Origin of the sequence: Escherichia sp. MOD1-EC7011 (genome assembly GCF_002965005.1) — a bacterium.
GTDB lineage: Bacteria > Pseudomonadota > Gammaproteobacteria > Enterobacterales > Enterobacteriaceae > Escherichia > Escherichia ruysiae.
The window spans coordinates 13,781-35,443 of sequence record NZ_PTRD01000010.1; the positions used below are offsets into that span (position 1 = coordinate 13,781).

At 50.5% G+C, this 21,663-nt stretch carries 22 protein-coding genes; 13 read left to right on the forward strand and 9 right to left on the reverse strand.

The genetic code is table 11. The annotated features are described in order from the left end of the window. The first annotated feature begins 11 nt into the window (after window positions 1-11). Entirely contained in the window at window positions 12-1,334 is a 1,323-nt protein-coding gene (gene mepM / locus A7098_RS03930) for a murein DD-endopeptidase MepM (RefSeq protein ID WP_001184035.1), read from the forward strand. 118 nt (window positions 1,335-1,452) lie between these two features. Further along, the gene (gene lpxM, locus A7098_RS03935) at window positions 1,453-2,424 is read left to right on the forward strand and encodes a lauroyl-Kdo(2)-lipid IV(A) myristoyltransferase (protein ID WP_010357026.1); all 972 of its coding nucleotides are present in this window, start codon (window positions 1,453-1,455) and stop codon (window positions 2,422-2,424) included. Window positions 2,425-2,555: 131 nt separating this feature from the next. Here the strand turns inward: lpxM and pyk are convergent, their stop codons facing one another. Both pyk and hexR read right to left on the reverse strand, forming a co-directional pair. Continuing rightward, window positions 2,556-3,998, reverse strand: a complete 1,443-nt coding sequence (gene pyk, locus A7098_RS03940) for a pyruvate kinase (protein WP_000091159.1) — start codon at window positions 3,996-3,998, stop codon at window positions 2,556-2,558. A 126-nt stretch (window positions 3,999-4,124) separates the two neighbouring features. Next, on the reverse strand, window positions 4,125-4,994 hold the full coding sequence (gene hexR, locus A7098_RS03945) for a DNA-binding transcriptional regulator HexR (RefSeq protein WP_105280368.1): 870 nt from the start codon (window positions 4,992-4,994) through the stop codon (window positions 4,125-4,127). Window positions 4,995-5,331: 337 nt separating this feature from the next. On the opposite strand from hexR, the gene zwf reads away from it, so the two are divergent. The 3 genes from zwf (at window position 5,332) to kdgA (ending at window position 9,531) form a co-directional block, all read left to right on the forward strand. Then, window positions 5,332-6,807, forward strand: a complete 1,476-nt coding sequence (gene zwf / locus A7098_RS03950) for a glucose-6-phosphate dehydrogenase (RefSeq protein ID WP_000301727.1) — start codon at window positions 5,332-5,334, stop codon at window positions 6,805-6,807. 234 nt (window positions 6,808-7,041) lie between these two features. Continuing rightward, window positions 7,042-8,853 carry a phosphogluconate dehydratase gene (edd, locus tag A7098_RS03955; RefSeq protein ID WP_001069467.1) on the forward strand — a complete coding sequence of 604 codons (1,812 nt, stop codon included), beginning with the start codon at window positions 7,042-7,044 and terminating at the stop codon, window positions 8,851-8,853. Window positions 8,854-8,889: 36 nt separating this feature from the next. Beyond that, window positions 8,890-9,531 (forward strand): bifunctional 4-hydroxy-2-oxoglutarate aldolase/2-dehydro-3-deoxy-phosphogluconate aldolase, encoded by a 642-nt coding sequence (gene kdgA / locus A7098_RS03960; protein ID WP_000800512.1) that lies wholly within the window; start codon window positions 8,890-8,892, stop codon window positions 9,529-9,531. Between the two features lie 235 nt (window positions 9,532-9,766). Here the strand turns inward: kdgA and purT are convergent, their stop codons facing one another. Beyond that, entirely contained in the window at window positions 9,767-10,945 is a 1,179-nt protein-coding gene (gene purT, locus A7098_RS03965; RefSeq protein ID WP_000173457.1) for a formate-dependent phosphoribosylglycinamide formyltransferase, read from the reverse strand. A 141-nt stretch (window positions 10,946-11,086) separates the two neighbouring features. Between purT and yebG the strand changes: the two genes are divergently transcribed. The 4 genes from yebG (at window position 11,087) to ptrB (ending at window position 15,035) form a co-directional block, all read left to right on the forward strand. After that, window positions 11,087-11,377 (forward strand): DNA damage-inducible protein YebG, encoded by a 291-nt coding sequence (gene yebG / locus A7098_RS03970; RefSeq protein WP_000257576.1) that lies wholly within the window; start codon window positions 11,087-11,089, stop codon window positions 11,375-11,377. Window positions 11,378-11,443: 66 nt separating this feature from the next. Further along, complete coding sequence (yebF, locus tag A7098_RS03975) at window positions 11,444-11,800, forward strand: protein YebF (RefSeq protein WP_010345796.1); 357 nt, start codon at window positions 11,444-11,446, stop codon at window positions 11,798-11,800. 305 nt (window positions 11,801-12,105) lie between these two features. Then, window positions 12,106-12,765, forward strand: coding sequence for a tellurite resistance TerB family protein (locus A7098_RS03980; protein WP_000024758.1), 660 nt, complete (start codon window positions 12,106-12,108; stop codon window positions 12,763-12,765). A gap of 209 nt (window positions 12,766-12,974) precedes the next feature. After that, window positions 12,975-15,035 carry an oligopeptidase B gene (ptrB, locus tag A7098_RS03985; RefSeq protein WP_105280369.1) on the forward strand — a complete coding sequence of 687 codons (2,061 nt, stop codon included), beginning with the start codon at window positions 12,975-12,977 and terminating at the stop codon, window positions 15,033-15,035. On the opposite strand, the gene exoX is transcribed toward ptrB, so the two are convergent. From exoX to holE, 3 genes are all read right to left on the reverse strand, one after another. Continuing rightward, complete coding sequence (exoX, locus tag A7098_RS03990; protein ID WP_105280370.1) at window positions 15,032-15,694, reverse strand: exodeoxyribonuclease X; 663 nt, start codon at window positions 15,692-15,694, stop codon at window positions 15,032-15,034. The two genes, ptrB and exoX, sit on opposite strands and share 4 nt — an antisense overlap. 24 nt (window positions 15,695-15,718) lie before the next feature. Further along, window positions 15,719-16,375, reverse strand: coding sequence for a carbon-nitrogen hydrolase family protein YobB (gene yobB / locus A7098_RS03995; protein WP_105280371.1), 657 nt, complete (start codon window positions 16,373-16,375; stop codon window positions 15,719-15,721). A 100-nt stretch (window positions 16,376-16,475) separates the two neighbouring features. Next, window positions 16,476-16,706 carry a DNA polymerase III subunit theta gene (gene holE / locus A7098_RS04000; RefSeq protein ID WP_000916765.1) on the reverse strand — a complete coding sequence of 77 codons (231 nt, stop codon included), beginning with the start codon at window positions 16,704-16,706 and terminating at the stop codon, window positions 16,476-16,478. 138 nt (window positions 16,707-16,844) lie between these two features. On the opposite strand from holE, the gene yobA reads away from it, so the two are divergent. From yobA to pphA, 4 genes are all read left to right on the forward strand, one after another. Next, window positions 16,845-17,216, forward strand: a complete 372-nt coding sequence (yobA, locus tag A7098_RS04005; protein WP_000255068.1) for a CopC domain-containing protein YobA — start codon at window positions 16,845-16,847, stop codon at window positions 17,214-17,216. Window positions 17,217-17,219: 3 nt separating this feature from the next. Beyond that, window positions 17,220-18,092 (forward strand): copper homeostasis membrane protein CopD, encoded by an 873-nt coding sequence (gene copD, locus A7098_RS04010; protein WP_105280372.1) that lies wholly within the window; start codon window positions 17,220-17,222, stop codon window positions 18,090-18,092. A 12-nt stretch (window positions 18,093-18,104) separates the two neighbouring features. Beyond that, on the forward strand, window positions 18,105-18,446 hold the full coding sequence (locus tag A7098_RS04015) for a YebY family protein (RefSeq protein ID WP_105280373.1): 342 nt from the start codon (window positions 18,105-18,107) through the stop codon (window positions 18,444-18,446). A 408-nt stretch (window positions 18,447-18,854) separates the two neighbouring features. Continuing rightward, a complete protein-coding gene (pphA, locus tag A7098_RS04020; RefSeq protein WP_105280374.1) occupies window positions 18,855-19,511 on the forward strand; it encodes a protein-serine/threonine phosphatase in 657 nt (218 codons plus the stop codon). On the opposite strand, the gene A7098_RS04025 is transcribed toward pphA, so the two are convergent. From A7098_RS04025 to rsmF, 3 genes are all read right to left on the reverse strand, one after another. After that, window positions 19,512-19,703 carry a YebW family protein gene (locus A7098_RS04025; protein WP_032225372.1) on the reverse strand — a complete coding sequence of 64 codons (192 nt, stop codon included), beginning with the start codon at window positions 19,701-19,703 and terminating at the stop codon, window positions 19,512-19,514. Window positions 19,704-19,808: 105 nt separating this feature from the next. Continuing rightward, window positions 19,809-20,045 (reverse strand): DUF1480 family protein, encoded by a 237-nt coding sequence (locus A7098_RS04030; RefSeq protein WP_010345804.1) that lies wholly within the window; start codon window positions 20,043-20,045, stop codon window positions 19,809-19,811. A gap of 116 nt (window positions 20,046-20,161) precedes the next feature. Further along, window positions 20,162-21,601, reverse strand: a complete 1,440-nt coding sequence (gene rsmF, locus A7098_RS04035; RefSeq protein ID WP_105280475.1) for a 16S rRNA (cytosine(1407)-C(5))-methyltransferase RsmF — start codon at window positions 21,599-21,601, stop codon at window positions 20,162-20,164. Window positions 21,602-21,663 lie beyond the last annotated feature (62 nt).

Genomic DNA, 21,663 nt, shown 5'->3' on the forward strand with positions numbered 1-21,663 from the left:
GAAGTGATTACGTGCAACAGATAGCCCGCTCTGTCGCCCTGGCGTTTAATAATTTACCGCGACCACACCGCGTTATGTTGGGGTCGCTCACCGTTCTTACTCTGGCCGTCGCTGTCTGGCGGCCCTATGTTTACCACCGCGACGCCACGCCAATTGTTAAAACCATTGAGCTGGAACAAAACGAAATCCGTTCACTCTTACCTGAAGCCAGTGAACCGATTGATCAAGCCGCACAAGAAGATGAAGCCATTCCGCAAGATGAACTGGACGACAAGATCGCCGGAGAAGCGGGTGTGCATGAATATGTTGTTTCCACAGGCGATACGCTAAGTAGCATCCTCAATCAATATGGTATTGATATGGGTGATATCACCCAACTGGCTGCTGCGGATAAAGATCTGCGTAACCTGAAAATTGGTCAACAACTCACCTGGACATTAACCGCAGAGGGCGATTTACAACGTCTGACCTGGGAAGTTTCTCGTCGGGAAACGCGTACCTATGACCGCACTGCAGCAAACGGTTTTAAAATGACCAGCGAAATGCAGCAAGGGGAGTGGGTTAATAATCTACTGAAAGGCACTGTAGGGTCGAGCTTTGTTGCCAGCGCCAGAAGTGCTGGTTTAACCAGTGCTGAAGTGAGCGCAGTGATTAAAGCGTTACAGTGGCAGATGGACTTTCGGAAGGTTAAAAAAGGCGATGAATTTGCGGTATTAATGTCACGTGAAATGCTTGATGGCAAACGTGAGCAAAGCCAGTTACTGGGCGTACGTTTGCGTTCTGAAGGTAAAGATTACTACGCTATCCGTGCCGAAGATGGCAAGTTCTATGATCGTAACGGTACTGGTCTGGCGAAAGGATTCTTGCGATTCCCGACGGCGAAGCAGTTCCGTATCTCGTCTAACTTTAACCCGCGTCGTCTGAACCCGGTCACAGGTCGCGTTGCGCCGCACAGAGGGGTTGATTTCGCGATGCCACAGGGTACGCCGGTACTTTCGGTGGGTGACGGTGAAGTGGTTGTAGCCAAACGCAGTGGCGCCGCAGGTTATTATGTTGCGATCCGTCATGGCCGCACCTATACCACGCGTTATATGCACCTGCGCAAGATTCTGGTGAAACCGGGGCAGAAGGTAAAACGAGGCGATCGTATCGCGCTTTCCGGTAACACCGGGCGTTCAACCGGGCCGCATTTGCACTATGAAGTATGGATCAACCAGCAGGCCGTAAACCCGCTGACGGCGAAACTGCCGCGTACCGAAGGGCTGACTGGCTCCGATCGCAGTGAGTTCCTGGCGCAGGCCAAAGAGATTGTGCCGCAGCTACAGTTTGATTAATTAACACCCATTCGCAGCCGGTACGCAGTCAGTACCGGCTTTTTTATTTGGTGCGGGGCAAGTTGCGCCGCTACACTATCAGCAGATTGATATTTGCCTTATCCGAAACTGGAAAAGCATGGAAACGAAAAAAAATAATAGTGAATACATTCCTGAGTTTGATAAATCCTTTCGCCATCCGCGTTACTGGGGAGCCTGGTTGGGTGTGGCGGCGATGGCCGGCATTGCCTTAACGCCTCCGAAATTCCGCGATCCCATTCTGGCGCGGCTGGGACGTTTTGCCGGACGATTGGGTAAAAGCTCACGTCGTCGTGCGTTAATCAATCTGTCTCTTTGCTTTCCAGAACGTAGCGAAGCTGAACGCGAAGCGATTGTGGATGAGATGTTTGCCACAGCGCCGCAGGCGATGGCGATGATGGCAGAACTGGCGATACGCGGGCCGGAAAAAATTCAGCCGCGCGTAGACTGGCAGGGACTGGAAATCATCGAAGAGATGCGGCGTAACGACGAGAAAGTGATCTTTCTGGTGCCGCACGGCTGGGCGGTAGATATCCCCGCTATGCTGATGGCCTCGCAAGGGCAGAAAATGGCGGCGATGTTCCATAATCAGGGCAACCCGGTTTTTGATTATGTCTGGAACACCGTGCGTCGTCGTTTTGGTGGTCGTCTACATGCGAGGAATGACGGCATAAAACCGTTCATCCAGTCGGTTCGTCAGGGGTACTGGGGCTATTATTTGCCCGATCAGGATCATGGCCCGGAGCACAGTGAATTTGTTGATTTCTTTGCAACTTATAAAGCGACGCTGCCCGCGATTGGTCGTCTGATGAAAGTGTGTCGTGCGCGTGTCGTACCGTTGTTTCCGATTTATGACGGCAAGACGCACCGCCTGACAATTCAGGTTCGTCCGCCGATGGATGACTTGTCAGAGGCAGATGACCATACCATTGCGCGGCGGATGAATGAAGAAGTCGAGATTTTTGTTGGTCCGCGACCAGAGCAATACACCTGGATTTTAAAATTGCTCAAGACTCGCAAACCGGGCGAAATCCAGCCTTATAAACGCAAAGATCTTTATCCTATCAAATAGAAAAAGCCTCTCACGAAGAGAGGCTTTCGTCTGATGATAAGTTCAAGTTTGCTTCAGAAGATTTGAAATCTGTCGAATTATCATTGAATTGCAGGCCGGATAAGGCGTTTTCACCGCATCCGGCAACGTACTTACTCTACGGTTAAAATACGCGTGGTGTTGGTAGAACCCACGGTACTCATCACATCGCCCTGGGTGACAATTACCAGGTCACCAGACATCAGGTAGCCTTTATCGCGCAGCAGATTTACCGCTTCGTTGGCTGCAACCACGCCATCATTCGCGCTGTCAAAATAGACCGGCGTTACACCACGATAAAGCGCAGTCAGGTTCAGGGTGCGCTCATGGCGAGACATTGCGAAAATCGGCAGTCCGGAGCTGATACGGGAAGTCATCAGCGCGGTACGACCTGACTCGGTCATGGTGATGATAGCGGTAACACCTTTCAGGTGGTTAGCCGCATACATCGCGGACATGGCGATAGCTTCTTCCACATTGTCGAACTGAACGTCCAGACGATGTTTAGACACGTTGATGCTTGGGATTTTTTCCGCACCCAGGCAAACACGCGCCATGGCTGCAACGGTTTCTGACGGATACTGACCCGCAGCGGTTTCTGCAGACAACATTACTGCGTCAGTACCATCCAGCACGGCGTTTGCCACGTCCATAACTTCTGCACGAGTCGGCATTGGGTTGGTAATCATTGACTCCATCATCTGGGTCGCAGTGATTACCGCGCGGTTCAGCTGACGCGCGCGACGAATCAACGCTTTCTGAATGCCGACCAGTTCAGGATCGCCAATTTCTACGCCTAGGTCGCCACGTGCAACCATCACCACGTCAGAGGCGAGAATAATGTCGTCCATCGCATCCTGGCTGCAAACGGCTTCTGCGCGTTCAACCTTGGCGACAATTTTCGCATCACAACCAGCGTCGCGCGCCAGACGGCGTGCATAGTTCAGGTCTTCGCCGCAGCGTGGGAAGGAGACCGCCAGGTAATCCACGCCAATCAGCGCCGCAGTCTGGATATCTGCTTTATCTTTCTCGGTCAGGGCTTCAGCCGACAGGCCGCCGCCGAGTTTGTTGATCCCTTTATTGTTGGAGAGCGGGCCGCCGACGGTCACTTCGGTGAACACTTTCATGCCCTGAACTTCCAGCACTTTTAACTGAACGCGACCATCGTCCAGCAGCAAGATGTCGCCAGGCACGACGTCAGCAGGCAATCCTTTATAGTCGATGCCGACTTTTTCTTTATCGCCTTCACCTTTCCCCAGGTTGGCGTCCAGCAGGAATTTATCCCCAATATTGAGGAATACCTTACCTTCTTTAAAGGTAGATACACGAATCTTTGGCCCCTGAAGGTCACCCAGAATAGCCACATGACGCCCCAGTTTTGCGGCAATTTCACGAACTTTATCCGCGCGCATTTTGTGATCTTCAGGCGAGCCATGAGAAAAGTTCATACGTACAACGTTCGCGCCGGCAGCGATAACTTTTTCAAGGTTATTATCGCGATCAGTAGCAGGGCCTAACGTGGTAACGATTTTGGTTCTGCGAAGCCTTCTGGACATGTAATACTCCGTTGACTGAAACAACAAGGTGTTGCTTGAACATGAAATCCGAATGAAATAAAGCCATTGTGGCGATAAATTAATCTCATTCGGATGTCGTATAAGATTAGAACAATGGCAATCGTTTTAACGATCGTCACTTAAATTAAGTAACTGCTTATCAAAACGCGATTCCTTAAGAGCTTCCTTGACCCGCTTCAAGTTATCTCTGAATTTTGCGCCGCGTCGCAAAGTAAATCCTGTTGCCAGCACATCTATCACGGTCAACTGGGCAAGTCGAGAGACCATGGGCATATAAATGTCAGTATCTTCCGGTACGTCGAGGGTAATTGCCAGCGTCGCTTCTTGGGCGAGTGGTGTACCAGCAGAGGTGAGGGCAATCACCATTGCGTCGTTTTCCCGCGCCAGTTGCGCCAGTTCAACCAGATTTTTGGTTCTGCCGGTATGGGAAATCAACACAACGACGTCTCCATCGCTACAGTTCATACAACTCATTCGCTGCAGTACGATATCGTCCGAGTAGATCACCGGAACATTGAAGCGAAAAAACTTATTCATTGCATCGTGGGCAACAGCGGCAGAAGAACCTAACCCGAAAAAGGCAATTTTTTTCGCCTGGGTGAGGAGATCAACAGCGCGATTGACGGCGGACTTATCCAGCGAGTGGCGGACGTGATCGAGAGTAGCCATTGCCGACTCAAATATTTTCCCTGTGTATGATTCAACGCTGTCATCTTCACTGACGTTGCGATTAACATAGGGTGTGCCATTAGCCAGACTTTGCGCCAGATGCAGTTTAAAATCAGGAAAACCGCGTGTGTCCATGCTGCGACAGAAACGATTGACCGTCGGTTCGCTAACATTGGCTTCCAGTGCCAGAGCAGCAATACTCGAATGGATCGCGTTGTCGGGCGAGACAAGAATGACCTCGGCAACTTTGCGTTCTGATTTGCTCAGATGTTCCAGTTGAGACTGGATTTTTTCCAGCATATTCATGATGTAAAGAGACTCACGGGTAATGACGATTTCCACACGGAAAGAAATCGAAATGCAGTTTTGTCAGATATTACGCCTGTGCGCTGTGTTAATGACAAAAGCAGATAAAAAAGTTGTTATTTTTTTTCATAACATGATCAGTGTCAGATTTTTACCCAAAGGAAAATGATGGTTTTTTTATCAGTTTTGCCGCACTTTACGCGCTTTTGCCGTAATCGCACGGGTGGATAAGCGTTTACAGTTTTCGCAAGCTCGTAAAAGCAGTACAGTGCACCGTAAGAAAATTACAAGTATACCCAGGCTTAAGTACCGGGTTAGTTAACTTAAGGAGAATGACATGGCGGTAACGCAAACAGCCCAGGCCTGTGACCTGGTCATTTTCGGCGCGAAAGGCGACCTTGCGCGTCGTAAATTGCTGCCTTCCCTGTATCAACTGGAAAAAGCCGGTCAGCTCAACCCGGACACCCGGATTATCGGCGTAGGGCGTGCTGACTGGGATAAAGCGGCATATACCAAAGTTGTCCGCGAGGCGCTCGAAACTTTCATGAAAGAAACCATTGATGAAGGTTTATGGGACACCCTGAGTGCACGTCTGGATTTTTGTAATCTCGATGTCAATGACACTGCTGCATTCAGCCGTCTCGGCGCGATGCTGGATCAAAAAAATCGTATCACCATTAACTACTTTGCCATGCCGCCAAGTACTTTTGGCGCAATTTGCAAAGGGCTTGGCGAGGCAAAACTGAATGCTAAACCGGCACGCGTAGTCATGGAGAAACCGCTGGGGACGTCGCTGGCGACCTCGCAGGAAATCAACGATCAGGTTGGCGAATACTTCGAGGAGTGCCAGGTTTACCGTATCGACCACTATCTTGGTAAAGAAACGGTGCTGAACCTGTTGGCGCTGCGTTTTGCTAACTCCCTGTTTGTAAACAACTGGGACAATCGCACCATTGATCATGTTGAGATTACGGTGGCAGAAGAAGTGGGGATCGAAGGGCGCTGGGGCTATTTTGATAAAGCTGGTCAGATGCGCGACATGATCCAGAACCACCTGCTACAAATTCTCTGCATGATTGCGATGTCTCCGCCGTCTGACCTGAGCGCAGACAGCATCCGTGATGAAAAAGTCAAAGTACTGAAGTCTCTGCGCCGCATTGATCGCTCTAACGTGCGTGAAAAGACGGTGCGAGGGCAGTACACCGCAGGTTTTGCGCAGGGCAAAAAAGTGCCGGGTTATCTGGAAGAAGAGGGCGCGAACAAAAGCAGTAACACGGAAACCTTCGTGGCGATCCGCGTCGACATCGATAACTGGCGCTGGGCTGGCGTACCGTTCTACCTGCGTACCGGTAAACGTCTGCCGACTAAATGCTCTGAAGTGGTGGTCTATTTCAAAACGCCAGAACTGAATCTGTTTAAAGAGTCGTGGCAGGATCTGCCGCAGAATAAACTGACTATCCGTCTGCAACCTGATGAAGGCGTGGATATCCAGGTACTGAATAAAGTTCCTGGCCTTGACCACAAACATAACCTGCAAATCACCAAGCTGGATCTGAGCTATTCAGAAACCTTTAATCAGACGCATCTGGCGGATGCCTATGAACGTCTGCTGCTGGAAACCATGCGTGGTATTCAGGCATTGTTTGTACGTCGCGATGAAGTGGAAGAAGCCTGGAAATGGGTAGACTCCATTACTGAGGCGTGGGCGATGGACAATGATGCGCCGAAACCGTATCAGGCCGGAACCTGGGGACCTGTTGCCTCGGTGGCGATGATTACTCGTGACGGTCGTTCCTGGAATGAGTTTGAGTAATATCTCGACTTATCCTTACGGGTTATTTTACCGGTAACATGATCTTGCACAGATTGTAGAGTAATTTTTACACTTTTGAGCCTCGTGTGGATTCACCCACGAGGCTTTTTTTATTACACTGACTGAAACGTTTCTGCCCTATGAGCTCCGGTTACAGGCGTTTCAGTCATAATTTTCCTGAATGAAACGCGTTGTGAATCATCCTGCTCTGACAACTCAATTTCAGGAGCCTTTATGAATCCACAATTGTTACGCGTAACAAATCGAATCATTGAACGTTCGCGCGAGACTCGCTCTGCATACCTCGCCCGGATCGAACAAGCGAAAACTTCGACCGTTCATCGTTCGCAGTTGGCATGTGGTAACCTGGCACACGGTTTCGCTGCCTGCCAGCCAGAAGACAAAGCCTCTCTGAAAAGCATGTTGCGTAACAATATCGCTATCATCACCTCCTACAACGACATGCTCTCTGCCCACCAGCCTTATGAACACTACCCGGAGATTATTCGTAAAGCACTGCATGAAGCCAACGCGGTCGGTCAGGTTGCTGGTGGTGTTCCGGCTATGTGCGATGGTGTAACCCAGGGGCAGGACGGCATGGAACTGTCGCTGCTAAGCCGCGAAGTGATTGCAATGTCTGCGGCGGTGGGGCTGTCCCATAATATGTTTGATGGCGCGCTGTTCCTCGGCGTGTGCGACAAGATTGTCCCTGGGCTTACGATGGCTGCTTTGTCGTTCGGTCATCTGCCTGCGGTATTTGTGCCATCAGGTCCAATGGCAAGCGGGTTGCCAAATAAAGAAAAAGTGCGTATTCGCCAGCTTTATGCCGAAGGCAAAGTGGATCGTATGGCACTGCTGGAGTCAGAAGCTGCATCTTATCATGCGCCGGGTACATGTACTTTCTACGGTACTGCCAACACCAACCAGATGGTGGTGGAGTTTATGGGGATGCAGTTGCCGGGCTCTTCTTTTGTTCATCCGGACTCCCCGTTACGTGATGCATTAACCGCAGCCGCAGCGCGCCAGGTTACACGCATGACTGGCAACGGTAATGAATGGATGCCGATCGGTAAGATGATCGACGAAAAAGTGGTGGTGAACGGCATCGTGGCACTGCTGGCGACCGGCGGCTCCACTAACCACACAATGCACCTGGTGGCGATGGCGCGTGCGGCGGGTATTCAGATTAACTGGGATGATTTCTCTGATCTTTCTGATGTCGTACCGCTGATGGCGCGTCTCTACCCGAACGGTCCGGCCGATATTAACCATTTCCAGGCAGCGGGTGGCGTACCAGTGCTGGTGCGTGAACTGCTCAAGGCGGGCCTGCTGCATGAAGATGTCAACACGGTGGCAGGCTTTGGTCTGTCTCGTTATACCCTTGAACCATGGCTGAATAATGGTGAACTGGACTGGCGGGAAGGGGCGGAAAAATCACTCGACAGCAATGTGATCGCTTCCTTCGAGCAACCTTTCTCTCATCATGGCGGGACAAAAGTGTTAAGCGGTAACCTGGGCCGTGCGGTTATGAAGACCTCTGCCGTACCGGTAGAAAACCAGGTGATTGAAGCGCCTGCGGTTGTTTTTGAAAGCCAACATGACGTTATGCCTGCCTTTGAAGCGGGTTTGCTGGATCGCGATTGTGTGGTTGTTGTCCGTCATCAGGGGCCAAAAGCGAACGGAATGCCAGAATTACATAAACTCATGCCGCCACTTGGTGTATTATTGGACCGGTGTTTCAAAATTGCGTTAGTTACTGATGGACGACTCTCCGGTGCTTCAGGTAAAGTGCCGTCAGCTATCCACGTAACACCAGAAGCCTACGATGGCGGGCTGCTGGCAAAAGTGCGCGACGGGGACATCATTCGTGTGAATGGACAGACAGGCGAACTGACGCTGCTGGTAGACGAAGCGGAACTGGCTGCTCGCGAACCGCACATTCCTGACCTGAGCGCGTCACGCGTGGGAACAGGACGTGAATTATTCAGCGCCTTGCGTGAAAAACTGTCCGGTGCCGAACAGGGCGCAACCTGTATCACTTTTTAAGATGACAAATTTGTAATCAGGCGAGAGAAAACTCTGATGAAAAACTGGAAAACAAGTGCAGAATCAATCCTGACCACCGGCCCGGTTGTACCGGTTATCGTGGTAAAAAAACTGGAACACGCGGTGCCGATGGCAAAAGCGTTGGTTGCTGGTGGGGTGCGCGTTCTGGAAGTGACTCTGCGTACCGAGTGTGCAGTTGATGCTATCCGTGCTATCGCCAAAGAAGTGCCTGAAGCGATTGTGGGTGCCGGTACAGTGCTGAATCCACAGCAACTGGCAGAAGTGACCGAAGCGGGTGCACAGTTCGCAATCAGCCCGGGTCTGACTGAGCCACTGCTGAAAGCGGCGACTGAAGGTACAATCCCTCTGATTCCAGGGATCAGCACTGTTTCCGAACTGATGCTGGGTATGGACTACGGCCTGAAAGAGTTCAAATTCTTCCCGGCTGAAGCTAACGGCGGCGTGAAAGCCCTGCAAGCGATCGCAGGTCCGTTCTCCCAGGTGCGTTTCTGCCCGACTGGTGGCATTTCTCCGGCTAACTACCGTGATTATCTGGCGCTGAAAAGCGTACTGTGCATCGGTGGTTCCTGGCTGGTTCCGGCGGATGCGCTGGAAGCGGGCGATTACGACCGTATTACTAAGCTGGCGCGTGAAGCAGTAGAAGGCGCTAAGCTGTAAGAGTCAAAATGCCCGATCGAGAATCGGGCATTTTTGAGGATGATGACAAACGCAACATTGCCTGATGCGCTATGCTTATCAGGCCTACAAGTGAATTGTAATATATTGAATTCATAAGATTTGTAGGTCAGATAAGGCGTTTACGCCGCATCTGACATAAACAAAGCGCACTTTGTCAGCAATCTGAAATGCCCGATTGTGAATCGGGCATTTTTGTAGCTTGTTTTTAACAGATTTAACCTTGCACTTTCACCTGACCGGCGGCGTGCTTCGCGCGTTTAATCGCCTCATCAATACTCTCTGCAGTAGCCAGTGCCACACCCAGACGACGGCTGCCATCAATTTCCGGCTTACCAAATAATCGAATCTGTAGACCTGCGCCTACGGCATTCTGCACATTATCAAACGTGACATTCTGACTGGTCAGTTGCGGCAGGATAACCGCAGAAGCGGCTGGACCATACTGGCGGATCCCACCAACAGGCAGTCCAAGGAACGCGCGTACATGTAGGGCAAATTCTGAGAGATCCTGAGAAATTAACGTCACCATCCCGGTGTCATGCGGGCGAGGGGAGACTTCACTGAAAATCACCTCATCACCACAGACAAACAACTCGACACCAAACAGCCCATAACCTCCCAGCGCCAGCACCACTTTACGGGCAATCTCCTGCGCACGTTCAAGGGCAAGGGGGCTCATTTGCTGCGGTTGCCAGGATTCACGGTAATCTCCATCTTCCTGACGATGGCCGACTGGCGCACAGAAATGGACACCATCCACGGCGCTGACGGTCAGTAGTGTAATTTCGAAGTCAAACTTAACCACGCCTTCAACAATCACACGACCTGCTCCAGCGCGACCACCTTGCTGGGCGTACTCCCACGCCTGAGCAAGCTGTTCGGCAGAGCGAATAAATGTCTGCCCCTTGCCGGAAGAACTCATCACCGGTTTAACAATACAGGGATAGCCAATGGCGGCAACCGCCTCGCGGAAAAGGTTTTCGCTGTCGGCAAAACGATACGTTGAAGTGGGAATTTGAAGCTCTTCTGCCGCCAGACGGCGGATGCCCTCGCGATTCATGGTTAATTTTGTCGCGCGCGCGCAGGGGACAACATTCAGTCCTTCCTCTTCAAGCTGGATCAGCATATCGGTGGCAATAGCTTCAATCTCCGGCACGATATAGTGCGGCTTTTCCAGTTCAACCACGCGGCGCAATGCATCACCATCCAGCATATTAATGACATGGGAGCGGTGTGCGACATGCATGGCTGGCGCGTCGGCATAGCGATCAACCGCAATCACCTCTACGCCGAGGCGCTGGCACTCGATTGCCACTTCTTTACCCAGTTCACCGGAACCTAATAACATCACGCGAGTTGCTGCCGGACGCAGCGCAGTGCCTAATAACGTCATAACGAATATCCCCTGATTAATTCCGCGTGAAGTATAAACGAAAACGTTTGCGTGTGTCTTTATTGCTTGATTGCTTGCGTTGATTTCTCGATTGAAAAGAAATATACTGTATAAAATTACAGTTATGATGAGAGGCTGCAAATGGCGGTTGAAATTAAATACGTAGTCATTCGTGAGGGCGAAGAGAAGATGTCGTTTACCAGCAAAAAGGAAGCCGATGCTTATGACAAAATGCTTGATACGGCGGATCTGCTCGACACCTGGCTGGCAAATTCCCCGGTCAAAATGGAAGACGAGCAACGTGAAGCTCTTTCACTGTGGCTGGCAGAACAGAAAGATGTCCTGAGTACCATCCTGAAAACAGGCAAATTACCGTCTCCGCAGGTGGTCGATAATAGCAACGATGCGGAAGATGAGACCCACGCCGCCTGAAGCAACTTGCGCTCCTGACAATTTGTACCATGCTTTCTCCTGAATCATTGTGCTATGGAGAAAAACATGAAAAAAAGAGGAGCGTTGTTGGGGCTGTTACTGCTTTCTGCCTGCGCATCAGTTTTTGCTGCAAATAACGAAACCAGCAAGTCAGTAACTTTCCCAAAGTGTGAAGGTCTGGATGCAGCCGGAATTGCCGCGAGTGTAAAACGCGATTATCAACAAAACCGCGTAGCGCGCTGGGCAGACGATCAAAAAATCGTTGGTCAGGCAGATCCGGTTGCGTGGGTTAGTTTGCAGGATATTCAGGGTAAAGATGATAAATGGTCAGTTCCGCTGACCGTGCGCGGTAAAAGTGCCGATATTCATTATCAGGTAAGCGTGGACTGTAAAGCGGGAATGGCGGAGTATCAGCGTCGTTAATGGCTATTAGTCATTGCGCATAATTCCTGGCGGATGTGGTGTAATCACCTGTCCGCCTTACAATGCATCAGACCCCGTAGGCATGATAAGGCGCGACAGCATCGCAGCAGGCAATCAGCAGCAGATAATCCCAATCAATCCTTCCTCCACATTCCCACCATAGCCGAGTTCCTTATCTGACGCGAATTTCCGTCGATGACTTCCTTTCGGTCCGTTTATTTGCGCATCTTTTGCCGCGATATACACTTTCTGACATCCTCATCCGCTATGCTACAGGCACTAAAAATGGTTATTGAGGAGCAAATATGGCTAACTGGTTAAATCAGCTGCAATCCCTGCTTGGGCAAAGCAGTTCTTCTACCTCCTCGTCTATGGAGCAGGGATTGGGCAAACTTTTAGTGCCGGGCGCATTAGGCGGGCTGGCAGGGTTGCTGGTCGCAAATAAATCAGCACGTAAACTTCTCACGAAATATGGCACCAATGCGTTGCTGGTTGGCGGCGGAGCGGTAGCGGGTACGGTGCTGTGGAACAAATACAAAGATAAAATTCGTGCGGCGCATCAGGATGAACCGCAATTCGGCACTCAAAGCACGCCGCTGGATGAGCGTACGGAACGTTTGATCCTTGCACTGGTCTTTGCCGCTAAAAGTGATGGTCATATTGATGCCAAAGAACGTGCAGCTATCGACCAGCAATTGCGTGAAGCCGGCGTGGAAGAGCAGGGGCGTGTACTCATTGAGCAGGCAATTGAACAACCGCTGGATCCGCAGCGCCTGGCGAACGGGGTTCGTAATGAAGAAGAGGCGCTGGAAATCTATTTCTTGAGCTGCGCAGCTATTGATATTGATCATTTCATGGAGCGTAGCTACCTGAATGCATTGGGCGACGCGCTGAAAATTCCCCAGGATGTTCGCGAAGGGATCGAACGCGATCTCGAACAGCAAAAGCGCACTTTGGCGGAATAATTCCGCTCTCTGGATAGCCTGACCGTGGACTATTTCGGGCTATCCAGAACCGCACAGCCATTTGAACGGACTGATTTTCTCTGTCAGCATATCATTCGATATCCACGCCATTACCTGTCATCATCTGAGCAATGACTACCCTGTTTCGCTTGCATACCGGGTGAGTTTTGCCACCCTTATAAGATGTTTCAACCAGAAAGAACAATAACATGCTACCAAAAGCCGCCCGCATTCCCCACGCCATGACGCTTCATGGCGATACGCGTATCGATAATTACTACTGGCTGCGGGACGACACGCGCTCACAGCCGGAAGTGCTGGACTATTTGCAACAAGAGAATAGCTACGGTCATCGGGTGATGGCCTCGCAACAAGCCTTGCAGGATCGCATATTAAAGGAAATTATCGACCGCATTCCGCAAAGAGAAGTTTCTGCGCCCTACATCAAAAATGGCTACCGCTACCGGCATATTTATGAACCTGGCTGTGAATATGCCATCTACCAGCGTCAATCGGCGTTCAGTGAAGAGTGGGATGAGTGGGAAACATTGCTCGATGCCAACAAGCGCGCGGCGCACAGTGAGTTTTATTCGATGGGCGGAATGGCAATTACCCCCGATAACACCATTATGGCGCTGGCGGAAGATTTCCTTTCCCGACGCCAGTACGGCATCCGTTTTCGCAATCTTGAAACGGGCAACTGGTATCCCGAATTGCTGGATAATGTCGATCCCAGCTTTGTCTGGGCGAATGATTCGTGGACTTTCTATTATGTGCGCAAGCATCCGGTGACGCTGCTGCCTTATCAGGTCTGGCGTCACGCCATCGGTACACCAGCATCGCAAGATAAACTGATCTACGAAGAAAAAGACGATACCTATTACGTCAGTTTGCATAAAACGACATCGAAGCACTATGTAGTCATTCACCTGGCCAGCGCCACCACCAGTGAAGTTCGCTTGCTGGACGCGGAAATGGCCGATGCCGAGCCGTTTGTTTTTCTGCCGCGCCGCAAAGATCACGAATACAGTCTTGATCACTACCAGCATCGGTTTTATCTGCGTTCCAACCGCAACGGCAAAAACTTTGGTTTATACCGTACCCGTATGCGTGATGAACAACAATGGGAGGAGTTAATTCCGCCACGCGATAACATCATGCTGGAAGGGTTTACGCTGTTTACCGACTGGCTGGTGGTTGAAGAGCGTCAGCGCGGGTTAACCAGTTTGCGCCAAATTAACCGCAAGACACGGGAAGTCATCGGCATTGCTTTTGATGATCCGGCCTACGTGACCTGGATTGCCTACAATCCAGAACCTGAAACCGCGCGATTGCGTTACGGTTATTCCTCCATGACCACGCCAGATACTTTGTTTGAACTGGATATGGATACCGGCGAGCGCCGCGTGCTGAAACAAACTGAAGTACCCGGTTTTGATGCGGCGAATTACCGCAGTGAACACTTGTGGATCACTGCCCGGGATGGCGTCGAAGTTCCGGTTTCGCTGGTCTATCATCGTAAGCACTTCCAGAAAGGCAATAATCCGCTGTTGGTATACGGTTATGGTTCTTACGGAGCAAGCATAGATGCCGATTTCAGTTTCAGCCGCCTGAGTTTGTTGGATCGTGGATTTGTCTACGCCATTGTCCATGTTCGCGGTGGTGGCGAGCTGGGGCATCAATGGTACGAAGACGGTAAATTCCTGAAGAAGAAAAATACGTTTAATGATTATCTTGATGCCTGCGATGCATTGTTAAAACTGGGCTATGGCTCTCCTTCGCTCTGTTATGCAATGGGAGGCAGTGCGGGGGGAATGCTGATGGGGGGCGCTATCAACGAACGCCCCGAGCTGTTCCACGGCGTTATCGCCCAGGTGCCGTTTGTTGATGTCGTAACAACGATGCTTGATGAATCAATTCCTCTGACCACTGGCGAATTTGAAGAGTGGGGGAATCCGCAAGATCCGCAATATTACGAGTACATGAAAAGCTACAGCCCGTATGACAACGTCACCGCACAGGCTTATCCGCATTTGCTGGTAACGACCGGCTTACACGATTCACAGGTGCAATACTGGGAACCGGCAAAATGGGTGGCTAAATTGCGTGAGTTGAAAACCGATGACCATCTGTTATTGCTGTGTACCGACATGGACTCAGGGCATGGCGGTAAATCGGGGCGCTTCAAATCTTACGAAGGTGTGGCGATGGAATATACTTTTCTGGTCGCGCTGGCGCAGGGGACATTACCCGGTCAGCCAGCGGCTTAAGCATTCTCCAGGTAATGCTTCAACGTTAAACGCAATTCCGGGCTCATACTGTCGAGGTTATTAAACAACCAGCGCAGGTAGCCCGGATCGCGCTCTGCAACTTCTGATACTGCTTTACCGCGATACTTGCCAAACGTGAACGTCGTTAACAATGATGGACGTCCAGTGATATCCGCCATTTGTTCCACCGTCCAGCCGGATGTGTTCATAATATCGATAAGCAAGGCAGCGGTGATGTAACAGTCATACAGCGCACGGTGGTGATGCAAGCCTGGCGGCGTTTGTACACTGAGTTTACGCGTTTTATACAACGCCATATTGCTGTACTTGATTCCTGGCCACAAACGACGAGCCAGTTTCATCGTGCAGATCCACTCGCCAGGCATTTCAGGCAATACGCGGCGGTCAAAGCTGGCATTGTGGGCGACATACCATTCACTACCGTAGTAGTGCGGGATCACCTCTTCAATCCACGGCTTGTCGGCGACCATGGCTTCGGTGATGCGATGAATCGCCATAGCTTGCGGAGTAATGGGACGGTCGGGGCGCACCAGGTGGCTCATGGGGTTGACGATTTTCCCATCAACAACATCAACTGAGGCAATCTCGACGATCCCTCCCTGTAAACCGCAGGTTTCTGTATCGATAATACGCAGCATGGCAAAACTCCGGGCCGAAAACGCCTAGCGTAATGGAATGATATCGCCTTGCCAACCCTGCGGTGTGCGTTGACCAACTAACAATAACGAACCGCGATCGGCGCGAACAATAAGGCTGCCATGTTCATCCCACAGTGCGCTGTTGCCCCGGGCATTAGCCATCAGTACGGCGATGGAGAACTGATGTGAGAAAAATTGTAAGTGGCGAGTAGAAGCCAATAGTTCGGGCTCACTGATGCACTGACCGGTGGTAAACAGTGAACAGGTTGGGGGCATATCAATGCCTTCAGGTTGTCCATCCACCACAGTGATGGTTTTAGAATGTCGATCCAGACATGCTCCGTGGCTTTGATGATAAATTCCGGGCGAGTTCATCCCTGGCGCGAATACGGCAATACCACGAATAAAACGTTCATTATGTTCAACGGGGAGGCCGGTAATAATGGTCATTCTCCATGTTGTCGCGGCATAACAAAGCGGGGCTAACAGCGAAAGATCGGGCGGGGCAGGAAGAGAGCGTCGCTTATAATCACATCCCAGTAGAGAAAGCGAGGGGAAAACTAAAAGTTCGCACTGCTGTCTGGCGGCAGCCCTCACGAACTCCAGATGATGGGCCACCTGCTCAGTGAGTGAGGCATTACGAGGCTCATATTGTGCTGCTGCGACTTTCCTGTATGTCATAATGACTTCCTTTTCACAGTGTCCGCAAATATTGATGCGTATAAGAAAATACTCACAATTTAGCAGGCGCTATGTAAGAAAGTGTAACTTAATATAAGGTTTATTTAAGTTTAGGCTCGTAAGGTAAGCGTGACAGATTTACAGAGGCAAGGCGGTGGGTAATAAGGCGCTCACGAAACCAGCTTCGCAGGTGTTCCGGTTGTTCACGTTCAACCGCCTCAGCAATTACCGGCATATTGTAACGTTCTTTAAATGCCACCCCGGCAGCCGCCAGATCGACATTAACTTTATCCATTTCAGTTTGATCCAGTTTAGCCAGATTCTTCAGCATATTGTGTCTCCTCGTTAATTGCGGGCAAAAGTTACTAAGAGTCAGCCAGGATGGCAAGCCGGAATTGATGATCCTCGACTCTATCATTAGACAAGGTTATGCTCTGTAAAAAAGTTATTACAAAAAGGAATAGATAATATGGTTTCAACTGCACGTTCTCTTCGTTACGCACTCGTATTATTTGCCGCTTCGCTGGCGCCTTCTGTCTGGGCACATGCGCATCTGACGCATCAGTATCCTGCGGCGAATGCGGAGGTTACTGCTGCCCCACAGGCCATTACGTTAAACTTCTCTGAAAGTATTGAACCCGGATTCAGCGGCGCCAAAATCATCGGTTCAAAGAATGAAGATGTTAAAACATTACCCGCGAAGCGTAATGAACAAGACAAAAACCAATTGATTGTTCCGCTTGCCGACGCCCTGAAGCCCGGAAGTTATACCGTCAACTGGCATGTTGTCTCGGTGGATGGGCATAAAACCAAAGGGCATTACACCTTTACAGTGAAATAAAACATGCTGGCGTTTACCTGGGTCGCATTGCGATTTATCCATTTTACCTCCCTGATGCTGGTCTTTGGCTTCGCGATGTATGGCGCATGGCTGGCACCAATAGCAATTCGTCGCTTGCTGACGAAACGTTTTCTGCGTTTACAACAACATGCTGCCGTCTGGAGTTTGAGCAGCGCCGCTGCGATGTTCGCCGTACAGGGCGGGTTGATGGGCGCGGGATGGTCGGATGTGGTTTCGTTGAACATTTGGCAATCAGTGTTACAAACGCAGTTTGGTGGTGTCTGGATTTGGCAAATCGTTCTCGCCCTCGTTACGCTAACCGTCGCTCTGATGCAACCAGGGAACATGCCACGTTTGTTGTTTGTGCTAACTACCGCGCAATTTATCCTGATGGCGGGAGTAGGACATGCGACGTTAAACGAAGGATTAACGGCGAAAATCCATCAGACTAATCATGCTGTACATCTGATTTGCGCGGCGGCATGGTTTGGTGGCTTGCTGCCGGTCGTCTGGTGTATGCGGTTGGTAAAAGGGCGCTGGCGACGTCAGGCCATTCATGCACTGATGCGATTCTCCTGGTGTGGACATTTTGCGGTGATTGGCGTGCTGGCAAGCGGCGTGCTTAATGCATTATTCATCACCGGATTTCCCCCAACACTTGCGACTTACTGGGGGCAGCTTTTATTTCTAAAGGTCATATTGGTGATGATTATGGTAGCCATTGCACTGGCAAATCGTTATGTTCTGGTGCCACGGATGGGGCAATATGAAGACCGTGCGGCTCCGTGGTTTGTTTGGATGACAAAACTCGAATGGGCGATAGGTGCGGTAGTGCTGGTGATTATCAGCCTGCTTGCAACTCTCGAACCTTTTTGATGGATTACGAAAATGATGAAAAAAAGTATTCTGGCATTTGTATTGCTTACCAGTTCGGCAGCGGCGCTGGCGGCGCCACAAGTGATCACCGTTAGTCGCTTTGAAATTGGCAAAGACAAATGGGCATTTAATCGTGAAGAAGTGATGCTGACATGCCGACCGGGCAACGCGCTGTATGTCATTAACCCCAGCACCCTGGTGCAGTACCCTTTGAACGATGTCGCGCAAAAAGAAGTTACCAGCGGAAAGACCAACGCCCAGCCTATTTCAGTGATCCAGATTGATGATACTAACAAACCAGGTGAAAAAATGAGTCTGGCACCGTTTATTGAAAGAGCTGAGAAACTCTGTTAATCATCTATAGTAAATGTTTGATTTCAAATAAAAAACCGCCTCAGTTCTTTCACCGGAACGGGCGGTTTTTAACATTTAAGACGATGACAAGCACGCTTTTTATTGACCATTTTGCACGCAAACTGGCAAACCTGGTGTCGTCATCTATTCTTAAAGGGCAAGGCAACTAAGCCTGCATTAATGCCAACTTTTAGCGCACGGCTCTCTCCCAAGAGCCATTTCCCTGGACCGAATACAGGAATCGTATTCGGTCTCTTTTTATCTATAAAGCCAGTTTGATGATTACATCACAGCTTTTACTGCACTGACTTTACCATCAACCATAACACACACTCTACTGCTTCAGTCCAGGCTTTTTTAACATTTTTGTTAAGATAATGTGATCTTTCGCGCGGGAGTAAGGAATTGATGAAACAGGCAAGACACATCTATCAGAAGATTGATGGCAGTCAGTGGCGACATATCTGGCTGGTGGGGGATATTCATGGCTGCCTGGCGCAACTGCGTAAGAAATTGTGGCACTGCCGGTTTGACCCGTGGCAAGACTTGCTGATCTCGGTTGGTGACGTTATCGATCGTGGCCCGGAGAGTATGCGTTGCCTGCAATTACTGGATCAACGCTGGATCAGAGCGGTAAGAGGCAATCATGAGCAGATGGCGATAGATGCGCTGGATTCGCAGCAGATGTCTTTGTGGTTTATGAATGGCGGCGACTGGTTCGCAGCACTGACAGAGCGCCAATGCGAGCAGGCGAGAATAGTGCTGGAAAAGTGCAGGTCTTTACCGTGGATAATTGAATTAAGCTGTAGTAGCGGACTGCATATCATCGCCCATGCGGATTACCCCAATAATATTTATGAGTGGCATAAGGAAGTCGATCTGCATCAGGTGTTGTGGAGTCGATCGCGATTGCGTGGGGGTCAAAAAGGGCAGGGAATTACAGGTGCCGATCATTTCTGGTTTGGGCATACGCCATTACGCCATCGCGTGGATATCGGTAACTTGCATTATATTGATACCGGCGCCGTCTTCGGAGGTGAGTTGACTCTTGTGCAACTGCAATAATTAAAAGTCACTGTAATCCTGTGCAGGTCGCCAGAAACCATCAATAAAATCCTCAATCGGAAAACAGCCGCCGTGGCGGATCCGTTGATCGTCCATTGAATAGAGGCACTGCTGTTCCGTATTGTAGATATCAACCACAATATCGTCACAGCCAGCGTCCAGATAGCAAACAAAAAGTACCAGCGCGAACATTTCATCCTCGAAGTGCGGTGCCGTACCGTTAAGTTTAGGGGAGATTTTACAACGGGGGAAATAACCAGGATAAATAACCCGTCATGCCGACGGGTTCTTTTTGGATCAGGCAAGACGCATAATCCAGGCATCAGACTTTTGATCGTAGCGGGTACGGTAAAGGACAGAGTGTTCGCCGTTTAGCAGGGCTGGGATGCTGGTTTCGGCGTCCCAGGCATCAAGTTGCATACATAAATCCGGGTCAGATTTACAGGGGATGGTTAACGTTCGGTCACCAGGCGATTCGCCGGTTAACTCGCCGTCGTCGATTTCAAAAGCGCCTATGCGTACACTGGTTTTCATCTTCGTGCTCTCCATTTAAGTGCCGATTGTGGTACGACCAGTTCGGTCGTACCATTTTTCAGCCTAGTCAAGGCAGTCAGATTCGCCAGTCAAAAAGTGCGCTTTTTTGTGTGCGGTCAGGCTTTACCGGTAAAAAGTTTCCCGTCGCGCACCAGCTCCCGTGGGTAACTGTTTTTCAGCCGTGAACCAATACGTTTGGCTAAACCGATTGGCTGATGTTGGAAGGTGACCAGCACATCATCCGTAGTTGGCGTGGTTTGTGGGTAGACGTCGCGCCCGCGATACCACTCTTCCGCTTCCTGTGGTGTCAGTTCAAACGCGTTCTCGTTGTCGGGTGAGGCAAGGGCAATAACCGCTTCATGCTGCCAGCGATAACCTTTGTTATGTGTTTCAGCAAGTTTAATCCCCAGACGGGAAAATCGGACCTTACCGATCAACGCTTCAATGTCCACCGGGAATAACCAGATTTCTTTATCGCGCTGCCAGAGGCGCAGGTTTTCATCCCAGTTTAAGCCGACACTCGCAGCCGCCTGATGAATTTGTCCGGCTTCGCGATCTTTCACTACGGTAAACGGGAAATTGCCCACTTTATATTTCGGCGCAGGCAACGCGGGAATCGCCTGAGTTTTACGCAGACGCGCAACGAAAAAACCTTCGCAATCATAAATTTGTGGGAAGACGTGCAAAAAGCCTTCCTCGGTCAGCGCCTTGTCCGCGCCAGGGAATAGATCGCCCAGCGGTAAAAACTCTACTGCATCAGGGTAAGTCTCTTTCAGCCACAGGCAAACGGCTTCGTTTTCTTCCCGGTTTAAGGTACAGGTCGAGTAAACCAGCGTACCGCCAGGACGTAATGCATGAAAGGCACTGTCGATCAGTTCCCGCTGGGTGGCTGCGATCTCCTGATTGCTTTCTGGTGACCAATTTTTCAGCGCATCGGGATCTTTACGCACCACGCCTTCGCCGGAGCAGGGGGCATCCAGCAAAATAGCATCGAACATTTCTGGCAATGCCGCACCAAACACGCGGCCATCAAAATGCGTGAGCGCAACATTACTGATGCCACAGCGGCTGATATTGGCATGTAACACTTTAACCCGGCTGGCGGAAAACTCGTTGGCAAGGATCGCCCCTTCGTTATTCATCCGTGCGGCAATTTGCGTAGTTTTTGAACCCGGCGCAGCAGCAACATCCATCACCCGCTGTGGTGCATTACCGTCAGCAAACAAGGCAGCAACGGGCAACATTGAACTGGCTTCCTGAATATAAAACAGGCCACTTAAATGCTCGGCGGTACTACCCAATGGCAATGCATCTTCATTGTCGCGTTCAATCCAGAAACCTTCTTCACACCACGGAATTGGCGTAAGCGTCCAGCCATAAGGAGCGGTTAATTGCCGGAAATCTGCAACGGAGATTTTCAGCGTATTAACGCGAATGCTGCGGCGCAACGGGCGCTGACAGGCGGCGAGAAAATCATCAAAAGAGAGCGTCGAAGGCATTGCTTCACGCATTTGCGTCAGAAAGGCGTCCGGGAAATAAACGGTGTGTTGGGCCACGAGCATGTACCACTGGCAAAAAAACAGGCGCGCAGTTTAGCATAAACGCTCCGGCGCAGGTA